The 17,622-nt window shown below is 37.7% G+C and carries 12 protein-coding genes; 7 read left to right on the top strand and 5 right to left on the bottom strand.

The genetic code is table 11. The features are described from left to right. Positions 1-13: 13 nt before the first annotated feature. Positions 14-433: a GxxExxY protein gene (locus IPI99_12215; GenBank protein ID MBK7341279.1), complete on the bottom strand. Its 420-nt coding sequence runs from the start codon at positions 431-433 to the stop codon at positions 14-16. A 29-nt stretch (positions 434-462) separates the two neighbouring features. Beyond that, a complete protein-coding gene (locus tag IPI99_12210; protein ID MBK7341278.1) occupies positions 463-3,495 on the bottom strand; it encodes a type I restriction endonuclease subunit R in 3,033 nt (1,010 codons plus the stop codon). A gap of 440 nt (positions 3,496-3,935) precedes the next feature. On the opposite strand from IPI99_12210, the gene IPI99_12205 reads away from it, so the two are divergent. The 4 genes from IPI99_12205 (at position 3,936) to IPI99_12190 (ending at position 9,546) form a co-directional block, all read left to right on the top strand. After that, on the top strand, positions 3,936-5,219 hold the full coding sequence (locus IPI99_12205) for a hypothetical protein (GenBank protein MBK7341277.1): 1,284 nt from the start codon (positions 3,936-3,938) through the stop codon (positions 5,217-5,219). Next, positions 5,197-7,887 carry a gliding motility-associated C-terminal domain-containing protein gene (locus IPI99_12200; protein ID MBK7341276.1) on the top strand — a complete coding sequence of 897 codons (2,691 nt, stop codon included), beginning with the start codon at positions 5,197-5,199 and terminating at the stop codon, positions 7,885-7,887. The genes IPI99_12205 and IPI99_12200 overlap by 23 nt, the downstream gene beginning before the upstream one ends. Before the next feature lie 692 nt (positions 7,888-8,579). Next, positions 8,580-9,113 carry an IS30 family transposase gene (locus IPI99_12195; GenBank protein ID MBK7341275.1) on the top strand — a complete coding sequence of 178 codons (534 nt, stop codon included), beginning with the start codon at positions 8,580-8,582 and terminating at the stop codon, positions 9,111-9,113. Between the two features lie 112 nt (positions 9,114-9,225). Next, entirely contained in the window at positions 9,226-9,546 is a 321-nt protein-coding gene (locus IPI99_12190; GenBank protein MBK7341274.1) for an IS30 family transposase, read from the top strand. A 436-nt stretch (positions 9,547-9,982) separates the two neighbouring features. Here IPI99_12190 and IPI99_12185 read toward each other — a convergent pair whose 3' ends face one another. Next, positions 9,983-11,680 (bottom strand): S8 family peptidase, encoded by a 1,698-nt coding sequence (locus tag IPI99_12185; protein MBK7341273.1) that lies wholly within the window; start codon positions 11,678-11,680, stop codon positions 9,983-9,985. A 184-nt stretch (positions 11,681-11,864) separates the two neighbouring features. On the opposite strand from IPI99_12185, the gene IPI99_12180 reads away from it, so the two are divergent. Both IPI99_12180 and IPI99_12175 read left to right on the top strand, forming a co-directional pair. Continuing rightward, entirely contained in the window at positions 11,865-12,698 is an 834-nt protein-coding gene (locus IPI99_12180) for an outer membrane beta-barrel protein (GenBank protein ID MBK7341272.1), read from the top strand. Positions 12,699-12,704: 6 nt separating this feature from the next. Then, positions 12,705-14,609 (top strand): RecQ family ATP-dependent DNA helicase, encoded by a 1,905-nt coding sequence (locus IPI99_12175; GenBank protein ID MBK7341271.1) that lies wholly within the window; start codon positions 12,705-12,707, stop codon positions 14,607-14,609. Positions 14,610-14,778: 169 nt separating this feature from the next. On the opposite strand, the gene IPI99_12170 is transcribed toward IPI99_12175, so the two are convergent. Next, entirely contained in the window at positions 14,779-15,186 is a 408-nt protein-coding gene (locus IPI99_12170; GenBank protein MBK7341270.1) for a hypothetical protein, read from the bottom strand. Positions 15,187-16,165: 979 nt separating this feature from the next. Next, the gene (locus tag IPI99_12165) at positions 16,166-16,348 is read right to left on the bottom strand and encodes a hypothetical protein (protein MBK7341269.1); all 183 of its coding nucleotides are present in this window, start codon (positions 16,346-16,348) and stop codon (positions 16,166-16,168) included. 44 nt (positions 16,349-16,392) lie between these two features. On the opposite strand from IPI99_12165, the gene kbl reads away from it, so the two are divergent. After that, positions 16,393-17,598 carry a glycine C-acetyltransferase gene (kbl, locus tag IPI99_12160; protein MBK7341268.1) on the top strand — a complete coding sequence of 402 codons (1,206 nt, stop codon included), beginning with the start codon at positions 16,393-16,395 and terminating at the stop codon, positions 17,596-17,598. Positions 17,599-17,622: the final 24 nt, after the last annotated feature.

Genomic DNA, 17,622 nt, shown 5'->3' with positions numbered 1-17,622 from the left:
TCTGCACTGTGATTTATTTGATTTTTGGATTGCCTTGATTTTTTTGTTTGAACTTTTTGTTGGTCACTCTTTTGAATTCAAGGCTTCTTGCCCCAAAATTTATTAATAACCCAACTTCTAAATCATATGCTTCGAGATAATTAATTGCCTGAGCTAGATGAACATCCTCTAATTGTATGATGGCTTTTAACTCCACAGAAACTACTCCCTCTATCAAAAAATCTACTCGCCTCATTCCAATCTGTTGATGCTTGTAGTATACAGGCATTTCATACTCTCTGCTAAACTCAATTCTTTCATCGGCCATTTCTATTTCCAGGGCTCTTTGATAAATCACTTCCTGAAATCCGTTACCCAAAGCCGAATGAACTTTCATTGCACAGCCAATAACTTTTGAAGTTAGGTCAGAATATTTATGCTCTGCTTTAATCATCTCCATCATTTAATCAAAAAAATCATAGTTCAGACATTATATGCTTTCAATCCACTAATCTCTCTGCCTTCGGCTTTTTTTCTTAACACAGGAACAAGTTCTTCCATCAATGCCAGTTCTCTTTTGGTGCGTTCTTTCCAGCCTAAATCCAAAGTTTCAAAGAGTTCACTTAGTTTGTCAGCATCAAAAATCATTCGGCTAATGATGGCATTTGTAAATTGGTGCAATGCTGAAAATTCCAAACCGTTATGCTGTGCTATCTCAGCTAATTTTTTAGCAATCTTTTCTTCCTTGAATGCTTGATAGCCGTCTTTTATTTCCCGCTCGTTTAGTGCTTTGCCAACTTCCAGTTTTTTGATGTAGTCAATAATATCTTCCCGTTCTTCCATCAGGTTGGCACTGCTACTCAACACACCAATCAGTTGGTCACGGGTCATTTTCTGCTTTTTCGGTATGCCTTGTGTGTATTTGGCAATCAGGTTCATGATGTAATCATAATCCACCACCGAAGAAGCAAACAACACAAATTCAAAATCCAATTGCTGAATGTTTTCTGGTGCTTTGTCGCCTTCTTTTTGCTGTATTTCTTTGAGTTGTTTTGCAATTTCTAAATAAGAACTGCGGAACGAACGCAATTGCTCTTCGGGCATCAGGTTTTCAATCTTTGCCTTCTGTTCTTCGTTCAGGTCGGTATATTGGTCAAGCTGCGTTTTCAATCGTTGTACTTCTTTAAAGCGATTGATAAACTCTACTCGTGCAGCATCACCCTTGATGTTGTAAACTTCCTGCGGTTCGGATACCATGTTTTTATCTTCCATCCACTTTTCCATTGCCTTAACCGCTTCTTGGTATTTTTCAATAACCTTCGGTGCAGGTTCAACCAACCAAATTTCTTTGGCTCGTTCTGTCACCCTTTCTCCGCTGAATAGAGCAATAGCTCTGTCAACTTCGGCTTGTTGTTGGCGGAAATCTAAAATATTGCCATAAGGTTTGGTGTCATTCAAAATGCGGTTGGTTCGGCTGAAAGCCTGAATCAGTCCGTGAAATTTCAGATTCTTGTCAACATACAATGTATTCAAATATTTACTGTCAAAGCCCGTGAGCAACATATCCACCACTATCACCAAATCAATTTTATTTTTGCGTGGATAGTCGGCATTGCTGAATTGCTGAAATTTTATACGTTGCTGAACATCCTGGTAATACAAGTCAAATTCAGTGATTCTATGGTTGGTGCCATACTGCTTGTTGTAATCGCTGATGATGGCTTCCAGTGCTTTTTTCTTCTTTTCAGGTTCAACTTTGTTGTCGGCTTTTTCTTGTGCCAAATCATCTTGCAACTGTTTAATATCAGCTGCATTCTTCTGGCTCTCTTTATCCCCTTCCTTGGCAATTAGCTGTGCAGGAGGAGAAAACACACAAGTAATATTTAAAGGAAGGAAGCTTTCATCTTCATTCGCTTTAACAGCTTGCATGTCTTTGAATAGTTCGTAATACTCAATAGCATCATTGATAGATGCTGTTGCCAATATTGCGTTGAAATGTTTACCATCTGTTGCAGAATCATGCTTTTTCAAAATAGTATTCGCAACTGCCTTTTTATGTTCCAAGCTTCCAATAGTTACATTATTCTCAGGCTTGAAAAAGTCAATATGAAAACGTAACACATTTCTATCATCTATTGCATGGGTTATGGTGTATGAATGAAGGCGGTTTTTGAAAATATCCGCTGTAGTTTTATAAGAACCTACTTCACCTTCTACTTGCTTGTAAATAGCGTTATCATCGAAAATGGGCGTTCCAGTGAATCCAAATAGCTGTGCATTCGGAAAAAAATCTACAATGGCATCATGATTATCTCCGAATTGCGAACGATGACATTCGTCAAAAATGAAAACAATCCGCCTACTTCTTAAAGGTTCTAAACGTTCTTTTAAGGTCGCCATACCTTTATCAGACTTTAGCCTGTTTCTCTTACTATTTTCATCTAGAATTATTCCTAATTTTTGGATCGTGGTTACTATAACCTTATTAGCCTTGTCTTCTGAAAGCATTCGTCTTACCAAAGTTTCTGTGTTGGTGTTTTCTTCAACACAACCTTCCTGAAACTTATTGAATTCCTCACGGGTTTGTCGGTCAAGGTCTTTACGGTCAACCACAAACAAACATTTTTCAATATTCGGGTTGTCTTTGAGCAGGGTAGATGCTTTGAAAGAAGTCAGCGTTTTTCCACTTCCTGTTGTATGCCAAATGTAGCCGTTGCCTTTGTGTTCCTGAATAGAATTGACAATTGCCTTCACCGCATAAATCTGATATGGTCGCATGACCATCAATTTTTGTTCGCTTGCCACCAATACCATGTATTTGCTAATCATTTGGCTTAGTGCGCATTTGCTCAAAAACTTTTCAGAGAAATCGTCTAAGTGTGTGATTTTCTTGTTGTCCTCACTGGCATATTGATAGATAGGCAAAAACTGTTCGTCAGCATTAAAACTGAAATGTACAGAGTTATTATTTGCAAAATAAAATGTGTTTGAACGGTTGCTCACAATAAACATTTGCATAAAGCAAAGCAATGAATTTGTGTAGCCGTTGCCCGGGTCACTCTTGTAGTCCACAATTTGCTCCATGCCTTTTCGTGGGCTAACCTCCAAACTTTTCAATTCAATTTGCACAACGGGAATTCCGTTTATTAGCAAAATCACATCATAACGGTGATGGCTGTTGCTTGTACTGATGCGTAATTGATTGATTACTTCAAATTCGTTTTTGCACCAATCTTTGATATTTACCAACGTGTAATGCAAAGGCGTGCCGTCTTCACGGGTAAAGGTGTTGATTTCTCTCAGTCGTTTTGATGAAGCAAAAACGTCTGGATTTATGATTTCCTTAAATAGTCTTTCAAATTCTGAATCAGTCAAGTTTACACGATTCAAGGCTTGAAACTTCTCACGGAAATTCTTTTCAAGCGAAGCCTTGTCCCGAATGTCTGCCCTGTGCATGTATTTCAGGTCAGTCAATTTGGTAATCAAACTAACTTCTATTTGTATCTCTTTTGTCATCTAAAATTTATATCGGTCAAAGTTACTTTTTTAATCACATTGATCCGTCTTTGTGTTGGTAAAAAGTGGCTCTTTGGGCTTTGCGAAGGGTCGGCTTGTGAATGGAGCAAAGCCAAATGTGCCACTTGAAGTCCGGCTAAAATTGTTTTAAAAAATGTGGGTGGGAAAAAAATAAATAGCACAGGGTCGGCAAGGAATCGGCTTACTCGTTGTCCGCTTGAAATATAGTCATATAGTAGTCCAACTGTCAAAATGGTTTACTTTCTTTTCGTTTTTAGTTGTCTGTTTATGTCGTGTTGTGTCGTCTTTTAAGCTTCTGAAAGTAATTTTTCGAAGAATTCAATGAATTTGTGAAATTTTAGTGCAGTAAGTTTTATTATTTCAGAATCTTATATTATTATTGGACCAAGAATCCTTTGGAAATATGTTTGGTTTAAATAATGTCCAACTTTTGCCTGAAATATTATCTTATCTGTATCGTCATATGTTGTCAGACTGAGCTTTTCGGCCAGTTTCAAATATGCGGTAATCCTGTAAATCTATCGAATGATTGTGCTGATGCTTGTGTAGTATGTGAACTCAATGGAGCTGCTGGTACTACCTCTCATACAATACCGGGGAATGCTCCTCCCGGCTACTGTACATTTGTCGTCCATTCTATCAGATATTTTGCTTTTGTAGCCGGATCAACCAGCCTGAGTTTCAATGTAAACGTAACAGGATGCACTTTGGGAAATTCTATTGAGTTAGGTGTGTATGATACCCCCGATTGTTCTTCATTCAATCTGGTAAGCAACTGCAATACATATATGCCTAAGGGAGTTCATGGTTTTACCGCAGGTCCACTCAAAATTGGTTGTCCTTATTACATCGTAATCGATGGAAATGGTCCGGCATCATGTTCGTTTATTGTGACGGTCACTTCAGGCTCTGCTACGGCTCCTGTTCCCGGGATTGGTGGCAATATTATGGGACGAAGCAATGTATGCGAAGGCGAAACAGAGACATATTCAGTTAATGCTATAAACGGTGCATGTGAAGCTGAGTGGGAAATTACCAATGGCAACTTGATCTCTCAAACTTCAACTTCGGTTACTGTGCAATGGCCTCAAGCAGGAAAAGGTAAAGTATGCTTACATGCTAAAAATCCTTGCCATGAAAAAAATTTCTGCTTAGACGTGATCATTGGGAAAGAATCAGAAAATATTATAGGGACTTTTTATACCTGCCAAAATCAATCCTACAACTATAAAGGGAACGAATATTTTAAAGGAGAACATGAGATTCGATTAAAGAATTTCACAGGATGCGATAGTGTTTTGAAATTGACGATTGAAGAATATCCGCTTGCCACTAAGAATCTGGATACTTTTCTTTGTCAAAATGAGTGTATTGTGATATTTGGGAAGACATTTTGCTCTTCAGGCAATTTTGTTGAACTCGGCAAGATGATAACTTTCCCATTTTGTGATAGCATAGTTTATATCAATATCAAAAAGGACTTGAATGATATCAGCTTATCAAAATCTAATGACCTGAGTTGCGATACAACTACTTCTGTCCTGCAGGTGAAGACGAGTATTCCGGTAGACAAAACATACTGGAAGGATAGCCTGGGTCGAATCCTGGATAGTTCTCAGACTTTGCAAGTTACTCAGCCGGGTTTGTATACTAAAAGTATGCGAATCTATTGCGTTAGATTTGACCACCATCCAGGTTGTTGACTCTAGTCGAGCAACAAGTAATTATAACTTTTATTTTAAAGATCCTGGTGGCGCCTTTATAGAGATTCAGAACCAGTCCCTCATAGATCGTGATACAGTCATATTTATTATTGGTATGAATGGCAGCTGTTCTGACACTGTTGAACTTGAGATTAAGCTAGTTGAGAAAATAGATTTGGTCACAAAAGATAGCTTTGTCTGCGCAGGGAGTTCAATCAATCCCTATGACTTTATAATTGACCCTCCTGTTGTCGGAAATCTGGATTATTATTATTCAGATTTGAATCGACAAGAAAAAATAGATAGTATCATTTTAATCACTCGAGATACGAGTTGGTATGGATTTGTGGAAAATGGAAACTGTATCTCTATTTTTACTCAGTTGGTGAAAGTAATTCCTGAGCCGGAACTCAAATTATTATCCTTGAGATCAACTTATTGTGAAAATGAGTTAATTACTTTGAATTTGGGATTAAATTCTTCTGCTAAACGAGCAATAATTGAGATTGATGGCAATTTAGTTTATAGTGGACTCAAAGATAGTTCATTTGTTTTGCCTAAACTCGACACAGGTTACCATAGCTTGAGGTTTAAGGCATACAATGATTATTGTGCCAAACAGTATGAGCATAGTTTTCGGATACTACCCACACCGGTTGACCCGCAGGTGATATGCACTGCATCGGACTCTACTTTAGTATTTCATTGGAAAGATAACAACCAGAGAGTATACTGGTTGCTTGATTCAGTAATCACATTTGGTTCAGTACGGATCACTCAGGATTCTGTGATAATTTCCGGATTAAAGCAAGGTGAGTTGGTCAGGATAAAATTTATTCTTCAAGACAGTATATGTGGTGATCGCGTCTTTTTCGAGCAATGTCGTGCAGTTGAATGTCCGATTGTCGATATTCAGATATCTGCTGTTCATCAAGTTTGTTTGCATAATGGAGAGGATACTATTCGGACAATTCCATACCTGATTGTAAATCCTCAATCCGGCTGGAATATTCGTTTCCATGGGATAGGAATAATAGACAGCACCATTGGTATTTTCGATCCGAAATTGGCTGGGCCGGGAATTCATAAAATCAAAGTTCGGTATTTCAAAGCATTGTGTGAGTTTGAAAAAGTAATTGAGTTTCATGTCGTAGATATTCCTGATCTGCGTATTGAATTGGACAGTATTCTATGTGTAGGTGAAGAGACAGAACTTGTTATCATAGGATTAAAGAATACTGAAGATCAAGATAGTATTGAGTTGGATGGTGCGGTTTCCAGTCAGAAGATTGCTGATAGGAGATATAAAGTAAAATGGAATAAGCCAGGCTTAAAGAGAATTCGATTTGAAGTCAAGAATCGATTTTGTAAAAAAGAGTTTTATAAAGAGCTGATTGTTGTTCCAAAACCTGAGCAAACGACAGCTGTTTGCAAAGCCGGATTAAATTTTATTCAATTTTCATGGGATAAATCAATTAATGTTAAAAATTTCCAGGTAGAACTCAATCCCGTTTTTTCTTATTTTTGGGTAAATGATTCAACTATTTCAATTGAAAATCTGCCGCCAAATACACAAGTGCAATGCAGGCTCATAAGTCAGGCGCAGGGAGATTGTTCAGATGCAATAGGTCCATGGGTAAGCTGTCGGACGCAGGATTGTCCTATGCTAAATTTGTACCATGACACTCTTTTTGTTGGTTGTAGAAAGGATTTTCCTTTTGTATTGGAATTGGATCAATTTAAAAATTTCAATCATCTCACTTATCAATACAGTATTGATAGTCAACTTTTGGTGGACTCAAAATTGGAGATGAATTCACTGAAAGCAGGTGCACATATTATTCGGGTTGAAAATCAGTCTGATTTTTGTAGGTATCAAGACAGTGTAGTATTGATATTGGGGGATGAGCCCCAATTTGAGTACAATCAGGTAGATATGAGTTGCCTTGAAGATCAAAAATGGGGAAAGATAGAATTTACTTCAATCCATTCAGGTATTCCACCTTATCAGGTGTTGCTCGATCAGCAGATAATTTTGAATTTGAAAGTTGAGATGCTGGATGCGGGACCACATTTAGTCGTGATCAAAGATTCGCTGCAATGTGAAACCAGTTTTGTTGTTGAGATCGACGATGCGGACTCTGTGAGCGTGGATGCAGGTATTGACATCGAAATTCAAAAAAACCAAAGTATCAGTCTTGAAGCTAAAATAGCTGGTAATTTTGAAAATATCATCTGGAGCCCCTCGAACCAGTTAGATTGTAACCGTTGTATAAATCCGACATTGTTGGCAACAGAGGATCAAATGATATACGTCTTGGTAGAAAATGAAGATCACTGTACGGCATTAGATAGTGTTTTTATTCGCATTATAGATGAGCAGGTTTACATCCCTAATGTAATCAGCGCAAATGGAGATGGACTCAATGATTATTTGGAATTGTTTGGCAGCAAGGATATCACTCAGGCTAAGGTGTCAATATTTGATCGATGGGGCGAATTAATTTTTTCTTCAGACAACTATCCGGTAAATTCAAAAGAAGCCGCTTGGGATGGGACTTATAAAAATCAAGCGCTAATGCCGGGAGTTTATGTTTATTTGATAAAGATTAGTTTTAGATCAGGAAGAAGTAAAGATTTGGTTGGGGAGCTGACCTTGATTAGATAAGTCGGCGGAATAGCTATATCAGAGCAAATTTTTTCAATCTAATGAGATCATTTTTCTCTTTGTATCTGTACAAATTGGATAGATATATTCAGCAACTTCATTTTTAACTATCAATAAGGCATCCACTAAATCCAGACATTTTTTGACCGCACTTGTTTGTAGGAGGTCTATGCCAATGATTGAAATATTTGTTTTTACGACAAGTCATTTACAAAGAAAATCACATTCAACGAATATATAAATGAGTACAGCATAATGGATTCCGGGCAATTTCTTTTACGGTTTCACCGGCACCTCCCTCTAACAAAACGTTGTAAGCCGGAATTGCTTGTGCTTGTACTGTTGGAATAGTATTGTAATTTTTTGAGCTCTAAAAAACCAATCTGTTGCAATTGAGATGTTCTTTTTTTGAATATCTTCTTCATTATATGTCATCTGATTTTACTGGCAAGAGACTATGCTATATGGCACTCTATGGCCAGATCTAATTGGCAGAATTGGGTCCAACAACTTTTTAGTCAATTGCTATTGTGAAATTTCCGGATTTATATTCTTCGGATCTTATGATTCTTTAATGCTAATAAAAGTACTAGATTCCATAAATAAGTGCGACAGTTAATAAAACATTCTTTTGGAGAAAGACCTATTATAAAAATAGGTACTTTCCCCTCAAGATTTTTAACTGTACACAAATGTATAAACAAATCACCTACCCTCAAAGGGTATTAATTGAACAATTTAAAAGGCAAGGAATGAGCATTATTCAGATTGCTGTGGAATTAGGATATCATAGAAGCACTATATATCGGGAACTCGATAGAAACTCTTCACCTGGTTCATACAAGTTATATGGAAGCGCAAGAGCTCAGGATCGGAGTGAACAGAGAGCACAAGGAAAGGGAAGGAAGAATAAAATTACAAGCGATCTTAAAAGCAAAGTGGATCAATTACTTAAAATCAAGTGGAGCCCAGAGCAAATCGAAGGTCGAGCGAATATTGATAAGTATGAAAGGGTTAGTAAAGAGTGCATATATCAATATGTATATGAAGATAAAAGGAAAGGAGGTGATCTATGGAGTAATTTAAGACATTCCCACAGAAGTAGGCGAAGACGCAAAAATACCTATAAACAAAGGGGAATTATCAAAAACAGAGTATGTATTGAAGATAGACCAAAGATTGTTGAATCTCAAAAAGGTATGGAGATTGGGAAGGAGATACTATAGTAGGAAAGAATCATAAGTCCCAAATTGCCAGTATGGTGGAAAGAAAATCCTTGTTTGTCAAGATCATTAAGCTGGAGTCCAAAGAAGCTAAATTCACAGCCAAAACAATCAGTTGCAAATTGAAAAATATAAAAACTTATGCCATACAATTACATTAGACAATGGAAAAGAAAATGCAGATCATCAAACATTGGCAAAAGCATTGAATACTAAGATATACTTTGCTCATCCATATTCCGCTTATGAAAGAGGTTGCAATGAAAATATCAATGGTTTAATACGACAATACTTGCCAAAAAAATCAGACTTTTCCATGCTCAAGCAAACTGACTTGGATCGAATTGAATCCCAAATAAATAATCGACCAAGAAAAAAATTAGGCTACAAAACACCAAATGAAGTATTTTTGAACCTTGTCGCACTTAAATGTTGAATTCAGCAGTGATAATTTAATAAAGCGCGGTAAATTCTTGCAAGGCGCGATTTTTATTTAGTCCACAAGTTGCTATTATTATTTCGATGGTACAACCCTTAACTGTATTTTTTGTCCATTGTTTATACTCGATACAACTTGATATACCTTATTCGTTGGAGCTTACATTGTAAAAACTAATTATATAATTTAAGCATTATGGGATCCGCAGTAAAAACCATACTTTAAAGAGCTGAATTCGATAAATCGGAAATGTAAAACCAAATGCGTTTTTCATTTAATGCTGAATGAATACATTCCTACTGACATCCAGAGCAAAAGTCTAGTGCAAATCAATAACTTATTCTTTTATTAGATCTTTTATAATGGAGCAGTAAGTTCATCTGATGTATTTTTAACCAAAAAGTGATTGAAAACCCAGCTTAATCCTGTCAAACTATGCCTTAGGATTCGCTCTGTATTCACCTGGTGCGGTCATTTCCGACTTTGAACTTTTACTGATTTTCTTTTTTCCTTTTGTTTGCTGTGCAAGCTGAATCGCTTTGTATGCATTGATCATACCTCCTGTAACACACAATTGGGACATCTTTTTTTCTTCATCCATGCCGGGTACTTTCTGCTCTGATGCGATAGGAACTACACTCTTTAGAATGATCTCTCTCACTTGCTTCGCAGTTAATTCCGGAAAATAAGATCTGATCAATGTCGCAACACCTGCTGCAATGGGCGAGGCCATAGAAGTGCCTTGTAAATTTCGATAAGCATTACCTGGTACAGTAGAATAAATCGCTACTCCGGGTGAAAAAATATCGACAGAATTCTTACCGTAATTGGAGAAATCCGCCAACATGTTCGGGCTCTGTTCGTAGGAACTCGCTCCGATTTCTAACCAATTTTTTGCTTTGTTAGATTTGAACCAGGATTTTTTAGCGAACTTCTTGTTTGGAAAATTGGAAAGTTTGTCATTGTCTTGTGCACTATTACCTGCAGCATGCACCAGCAATACGTCGTGTTTTTCAGCATATTTGACGGCTTCGTCTACCACTCCTTTAAGGGGTGAGTAACCCTTGCCAAAACTCATATTGATGATACTGGCTCCGTTGTCTACTGCATATCTGATTGCATTGGCTACATCTTTGTCGTGTTCGTCACCATCAGGAACGCATCGTACTGACATGATTCTCACATTATCGGCTATGCCATCCATGCCGAGACTATTTCCTCTGGATGCTGCAATCAGTCCTGCCACATGCGTACCGTGAGTAGCATCAGGGCCTTTGACGTCTGAGTTGCCATATTTGTTTTCGTATGGATCATTTGGATTGTCCCCGATGATTTTACGGGAGTCATAATCCGGGTTAAAAGCAAAATCTAGCTCATTTTGGAAGTGTTTGCTGCCTTCTTCAAATTCAACATCTAAGGCTTTTCTTAAGTCATCCATTGTTTTGATGTCAGGATTTGAGGAGACGAACTCTTGTGCTATGGAGATGCCAACGGACAAGGATTTAGAGTCTGGTTCACCGAGGGCATTTAAATTTTCAGCTGACAAAGCTTTACCTCCAAGTGCTGTTTCCACGGATTCAATAGCTTTGTAAACCATATCTTTTGATTCATTGATTCCTTTTACATTGCTTTCAGCAGTAGCTCTTCTGGATTTTACTTCTTTTTCTGTTTGTTTAAATAGTTCGTATTCTTTTTTCTGTTCAGAAGTGAGCTTTGCAGGATCAGCAGTTTCATACTTGTACTTAAGCTTTGCATATATTCGTGTTGACTCGTACGTGTCAGGACCAATATTTTCACCGTTTTTATTTCCAAGAAAATTCCATCCATGGACATCATCTATGAATCCATTCTTGTCATCATCTTTTAAGTTGCCGGCAATTTCTTTAGGATTGGTCCACATTACATTTTTGAGGTCTTCATGTTTATCATCTACACCGGAATCTAAAATTCCCACAACGACAGTTTTGCTTGGTCGTCCTTTCAGAAGTTCTTGGAGCGCTTTTTCTGAACTAATTCCTTGGAAAGAATCTTTGTCTTTGTCAAGTTGATACCAATTTTTAGGTAGGCTTGACTGTGCATTCATAGAAGAAAAAATCGCGAAAAAGAGAATAAAAGTGATTATATTTTTCATATAATAAGCTGAAATTGAGAAGAGTGATTAAACAAATTATATTTTTCTTTTATTAATAAGTCTTTCAAAATTATGACGATAGTCTAATTCCATCGAACTTGTGGCAAAAATAAGTTTTTTATTTGCTGCAATTCAGTAAAAATATTTTGACCCATATTCATTTTTACCCCGTCTAAACGCTCAAATGAGATTTTTCGTCTTTTTGTTTTTACAATCTTTGGTATTCTTTGCTGCAGCTCAAAGCATTGATGTAGGCATCAGTTTGGGAGGATCAAATTATAGTGGTGACTTGACCCCTAATGCTATTGCTGCTATAAAACAGACCGGTTTAGCCGGAGGCATTCATCTCAGATATGATTTTTCAAATGCTATTGCATTTAAGCTGCAGTATATGAGGTTATCTGTAAAAGGTGATGACTCTTATGGAAAGCAGGACTGGTACAGGCTCAGGAATGCGAGCTTTTATAGTGCTATCAATGAGGTGTCGCTTTTGGGTCAGGCCAATATTATGGGTTTGTTTTATGAAGAACCGCGTGTGATGAACTTTTACCTGACATTGGGTGCCAGCTATTTTAACTTTAATCCCAAAAGAAAATACAATGGTCAAGTTGTGGAGCTGAGAGATCTGGGGACAGAGGGGCAAGGACTACCCGGGTACAAGGATTTGTATGACCTTTCCGCTTTTGCTTTGACTATGGGTATGGGTGTTAGATACTTCCTGAATTCTAATTTGGCGCTAACTGTGGAATATATCACTAGGAAGACCAGAACTGATTTTCTCGATGATGTGAGTGGTAACTACATTGGTTATGATATTATCAAGAATGCAAGAGGAGATATAGCTGCCGAAATTGCCAATAAGTACATGATCCCGAACGGTTCCCAAAGAGCCAATGAAATAGACAAGGACTGGTTTCATAGTCTGATGCTGACAGCGTCATGGCACTTTGGAGCAGACTTTAGACAAAAGAAAATCAGGTTTAGAAAGAGAGGCATCAATTGTCCTTCCGTCAAGTAAATACTTATGGTTCCAGATGCGCGAAAGTACCTAAAGCAATATTGGACCTATGAGGCTTTCAGACCTTTTCAAGAAGAAATCATATCTGCTATATTAGCGGGTAAAGACGTATTGGCATTGCTGCCAACAGGAGGTGGCAAATCAATATGTTACCAGGTTCCAGCTTTAATGAAAGAAGGCTTTTGCCTAGTGGTTTCACCATTGATTGCTTTGATGCAGGATCAAGTTTCTGCACTCAAGGACAAAGGCATACCGGCGGAGTTTCTACATTCTGGATTATCCAAAGCGGATATTCAGAGGATCATGGACAATGCAATTTATGGAAGTCTGAAACTACTCTATGTGTCACCGGAAAGATTGGAGTCCGGAGTCTTCCAGAATTTTTTAAAACAAGCACCAATCCATTTTGTAGCCATCGATGAAGCACACTGTATCTCCCAGTGGGGATATGATTTCAGGCCTTCCTATGGGAAACTGGCATCACTGAGAGAGTGGTTGAATTGTCCTGTTATGGCCTTGACAGCCACAGCTACAGAAGATGTAAGACGCGATATTATTCACAGCCTCCGGCTAAAAGAGCCACTTGAGTTCGTACAATCTTTTCGAAGAGAGAATATTTCAATAGTAGTTGAAGAGAATGAGCAAAAACCATCTAGACTGATCTCAAGTTTAAGAAAGTTTAGAAACACCAATATCGTCTATGCGAGAAGCAGGCGAGAGGTAGTCAATCAATCGAACTTACTTCGTATGGAGGGTATAAGTGCAGATTATTATCATGCGGGTTTATTGTCCCAGGAGAGAAAGGAGAAACTAGAACACTGGTTGGCAGGTAGCTACACAATGGTGAGTACAAATGCTTTTGGGATGGGTATTGACAAACCTGACGTGCGTATGGTTGTGCACCTTGATTTACCTCCTAGTCTTGAAGAATATTATCAGGAGATTGGTCGAGCGGGACGTGATGGACAAAAGTCATACGCTGTCATGCTGTATGATCAGGACGATAGAAGAAAAATTGAATTGCGGTTCGAAGCAATGTTTCCTGATTTTGAACAAGTGAAATCAACATTTACAAAACTGTGCAATGATCTTCAGTTTTCTTATGGTGATTATTCTGCAGAGTCTTTTGATTTTGACTCGAGCGGATTTGCAACAAAGTATCAGATAGCTCATGAAAAATTAACTTACATTCTGCAGATTTTACAGCAATCCGGATGGATTGAGCTGAATGATTCGGTTTTTTCTCCTTCGAAGTTGCAAATTATAGCATCAAAAACCGAGTTGGAGGAATTAGATAAGATGGATCCTTTGTATTCAAAAATCCTTGAATATTTGATGAGAAATTATGAGGGAGTTTTTACACTGCCGGTCAGTATTTATGAGCTCCAGGTAGCAAAATATCTTCATTGCTCGGTCGTCGAACTCGTGGAAAGATTGAAACAGCTGGATCGGCAGGGAATGATCAGATACAGGATTCTGAAAAATCTACCTCAAATCCGTTTTCTCAGGGAGAGACCACATTTGGATATCATAGATTTGGATATGGGATGGTTTGTCAAAAAAAGAAAGATGTATCGAGCCAGATTCAAGTCAGTATTGAATTTTTTGGATGAGAAATCATGTAGGCAAGGGTTTTTGCTGAGTTATTTTGGAGAGAAGTCTAAGGAGGACTGTGGCATTTGTGATAATTGCTTGAGATTGAAGAATGATAAAATCCCAATGGAGATTTGGTCAATGTGGTATAATGAAATCAGTGTTCATATCCGTCTCCATAATCAAATCACCGTCCGCGAGGTCTATCATTTTTTTCCAAGTAACAAAAGGCACTGGGTCGATAAAATTCTTCAAGAACTGATCGGAGAACAAAAAGTCATCCGCGATCTGGAAAATTTAAGATGGAACGAGAAATAGGCTAGTGTACATAGTAAAATGAATGAGAATTAAAAATTTTCATATTTCGCAAAGTTGGATATAGCTTTCATTTGTTTGACTGTAATTTTTTCTAAGCTGGATAACGCGATTTTCAATCATATACCTTCTGGCTTTGATAGCAAGGACTAGGGCGGCGGTTAATAAAGTTCTACTTTTTTGTATAGTAATATTTGAAACAATCTATGCATTGTTCTATTAATTCAAGATCTGAATCTTTAATTTTTGTGGCAAGTTTTTCCCCGGATTCAAATTGGATATATTTTCTCACGTCTGTGTCAATGAGCTTGTCTTTCGAAATTCCGGACACAAATTTTTTTTCATAAACCAGGGAGTCATTAACGTATTCTCTATAAATATTATCAGTAATGATCAGTTTTCTGGTGATATTCTCACTTTCAGGTGTTAATGTCCAGCCACCAATCCCACCCACTGATTTCAACCAGACCCATTCTCCTTGTATCTGATCATCAATGATGCAGTCCTTATTTTTATTGCATCCCAAAGAACTGAAAAGAAGGAAAGCAATTGCAAATAAACTTATTTGTATAGATTTCATGTTTGCGTAGATTATATTCATTTTAGCAGTAAATTTCTCATAAAATTGATATTGTTTTTGGGATAGAATTGTTTATCTCTTTGAAGGAACTTTACTCTTGTATCGGATGTAATAGTTTTATAACGAATGCTTAGAGCATGTTATTGTGGACTGATTCCTAGAAAATGGATGCTATTTACCTGATTTTCAAATATGACACTCGTGATTTTCATCTGACTTGACATGCCACTAAAATCATATATTAAATTAAATGAATCTTTCAAAAGTCTAAAAATAAGTGGACCATTTTGGAATATATACTTTTCAGGTAAAGGCAAACTTATCTTAGCCCCATTTTTATCAAGGTCATTTTGTTGAATCTCGAGTTTTTTTGCAAATCTTTCTAAGGACTATTTTGCAGGGCCTGATATTGAATTTATTCGTATTGCATTAGTATAAAGATTTGAACTTTGAATCAAATTATTATTCATTCGATTCAAAATTTACAAAAAGTTATCCTCATTAATTTAAAAAAATATTTCAAAGTCTAATTCGGGTGATTCTTTCCAGGAAGCATACCTGCGAAGTCAACATAATTAAATTGATTATCCTTAATCTCAATAATTGGTCTCTAGCTTTAAATTGGATTTGGGGAAAACCTTAATATTGTGAAACTACTTGAGCTCGGATTTCAACTGTGAATTATATGCATATAAATTGGTTAAAGGTTCATTTTAAAGTTGATTTGATGTTCATATGGCGAATATTTAAATATTATCGAGATAATTTAGACATTTTTTTGGATAATATTCGATTTAAGGCATTGACTAATTTCGAACTTTGCATACTGGGTGAGATCCGGTAATTTTAAAGACTGAACTAAGTTCTGATTGCTTCATCTGCTATTTCTAGAATGACACATAAGGTATATCTTAAGCAAGCCATATTTTTTTAGCATAGTAAGACAAATGGAATTTGTGCTTTTTACTAATTCATGTAATTAGACAATGGCTTCATCATTGCGGCAAAAATGCTTTGTTTTCATCCGCAATTTGGCCATCAGGTATTTGCGAATATCACCAGGCATTTTTATCCTGTCAGGATCTGGAAACCCCACTTGATTGCCCTTTTCCATGGAATACTGCATCCGGTTGCTTGTAATGTGCTGGCTTTTAACTATCATAGTTATAAGGAATTGAATACTTTTGTCGGATAATATGCAGTGATATGTACGGAGATTTTCAAAAGCAACTTCAAGCTGAGTTGGACAAAATCAAATCTGAAGGCTTGTTCAAAAGAGAGAGGACGATCACTTCGGCTCAAGCTGCCGAAATTGACACGGTGGAAGGTGGCAAAGTCCTCAATTTTTGCGCCAACAACTATCTCGGTTTGTCCTCTCATCCTGAAGTAGTAAAGGCGGCAAAAGAAACTATAGATACACATGGTTTTGGGATGTCGTCTGTACGATTTATTTGTGGGACTCAGGACATTCACAAAACATTGGAAAGCAAACTTTCGGAGTTTCTGGGTACTGAGGATACCATTTTGTACGCAGCTGCCTTTGATGCCAATGGCGGTGTTTTTGAACCCTTATTTGGCGAACAGGATGCAATTATTTCAGACGAACTGAATCATGCCTCGATCATTGATGGTGTTCGGTTATGCAAAGCGATGAGATATCGATATTCGCACAATGACATGGGCTCTCTTGAACAAAAACTTCAGGAGGCTGATGCCGCTCAGGCGAGACGTAAGATCATCGTAACAGATGGAGCTTTTAGTATGGATGGCACTATCGCACAGTTAGACAAGATTTGTGATCTGGCTGACCGATATGAGGCATTGGTGATGATTGATGAGTGCCATGCCAGCGGTTTTCTGGGTAAAACAGGACGAGGCAGTCACGAGATGAAAGGCGTTATCGGTAGAATTGACATTATCACCGGAACTTTAGGAAAGGCCTTGGGAGGTGCTTCAGGCGGGTTTACTTCAGGTCGTAGAGAAATAGTCGAGCTGTTGAGGCAAAGGTCGAGACCTTATCTGTTTTCAAATTCCCTCGCTCCATCCATAGTGGGGGCTTCTATCAAAGTCATGGAATTGCTAGGATCCTCAACAAGATTGAGAGACAGGCTGGAAGAGAATACCAAGTATTTCAGACAAAAGATGACAGAAGCGGGATTCAAAATCGTCCCCGGTGAGCATCCGATAGTTCCTGTCATGTTGTATGAAGCTGCATTGGCACAACAGTTTGCTGCGGAACTCTTGAAAGAAGGCATCTATGTGATCGGATTTTTCTATCCTGTAGTACCTCAAGGGAAAGCAAGAATACGTGTACAGCTGTCTGCTGCCCACGAACGCGAACATCTGGACAAAGCCATTAGCGCTTTCATCAAAATAGGAAAATCTCTTGGTGTGATCAGCCTTAGCGAGTAATGTCGGACCGGCTCGACAACAGCC

The organism is Saprospiraceae bacterium, from assembly GCA_016710235.1.
Taxonomy (GTDB): Bacteria; Bacteroidota; Bacteroidia; order Chitinophagales; family Saprospiraceae; genus Vicinibacter.
Note: the sequence above shows the minus strand (reverse complement) of the source record. Positions and strands in the feature narration are given on the sequence as shown.

Bases quoted from the DNA above. Each gene is read 5' to 3' on its own strand.
- IPI99_12215 (MBK7341279.1), bottom strand. From the start codon at position 433: ATGATTAAAGCAGAGCATAAATATTCTGACCTAACTTCAAAAGTTATT.
- IPI99_12210 (MBK7341278.1), bottom strand. From the start codon at position 3,495: ATGACAAAAGAGATACAAATAGAAGTTAGTTTGATTACCAAATTGACT.
- IPI99_12205 (MBK7341277.1), top strand. From the start codon at position 3,936: ATGTCCAACTTTTGCCTGAAATATTATCTTATCTGTATCGTCATATGT.
- IPI99_12195 (MBK7341275.1), top strand. From the start codon at position 8,580: ATGTATAAACAAATCACCTACCCTCAAAGGGTATTAATTGAACAATTT.
- IPI99_12185 (MBK7341273.1), bottom strand. From the start codon at position 11,680: ATGAAAAATATAATCACTTTTATTCTCTTTTTCGCGATTTTTTCTTCT.
- IPI99_12180 (MBK7341272.1), top strand. From the start codon at position 11,865: ATGAGATTTTTCGTCTTTTTGTTTTTACAATCTTTGGTATTCTTTGCT.
- IPI99_12175 (MBK7341271.1), top strand. From the start codon at position 12,705: ATGGTTCCAGATGCGCGAAAGTACCTAAAGCAATATTGGACCTATGAG.
- IPI99_12170 (MBK7341270.1), bottom strand. From the start codon at position 15,186: ATGAAATCTATACAAATAAGTTTATTTGCAATTGCTTTCCTTCTTTTC.
- IPI99_12165 (MBK7341269.1), bottom strand. From the start codon at position 16,348: ATGATAGTTAAAAGCCAGCACATTACAAGCAACCGGATGCAGTATTCC.
- kbl (MBK7341268.1), top strand. From the start codon at position 16,393: ATGTACGGAGATTTTCAAAAGCAACTTCAAGCTGAGTTGGACAAAATC.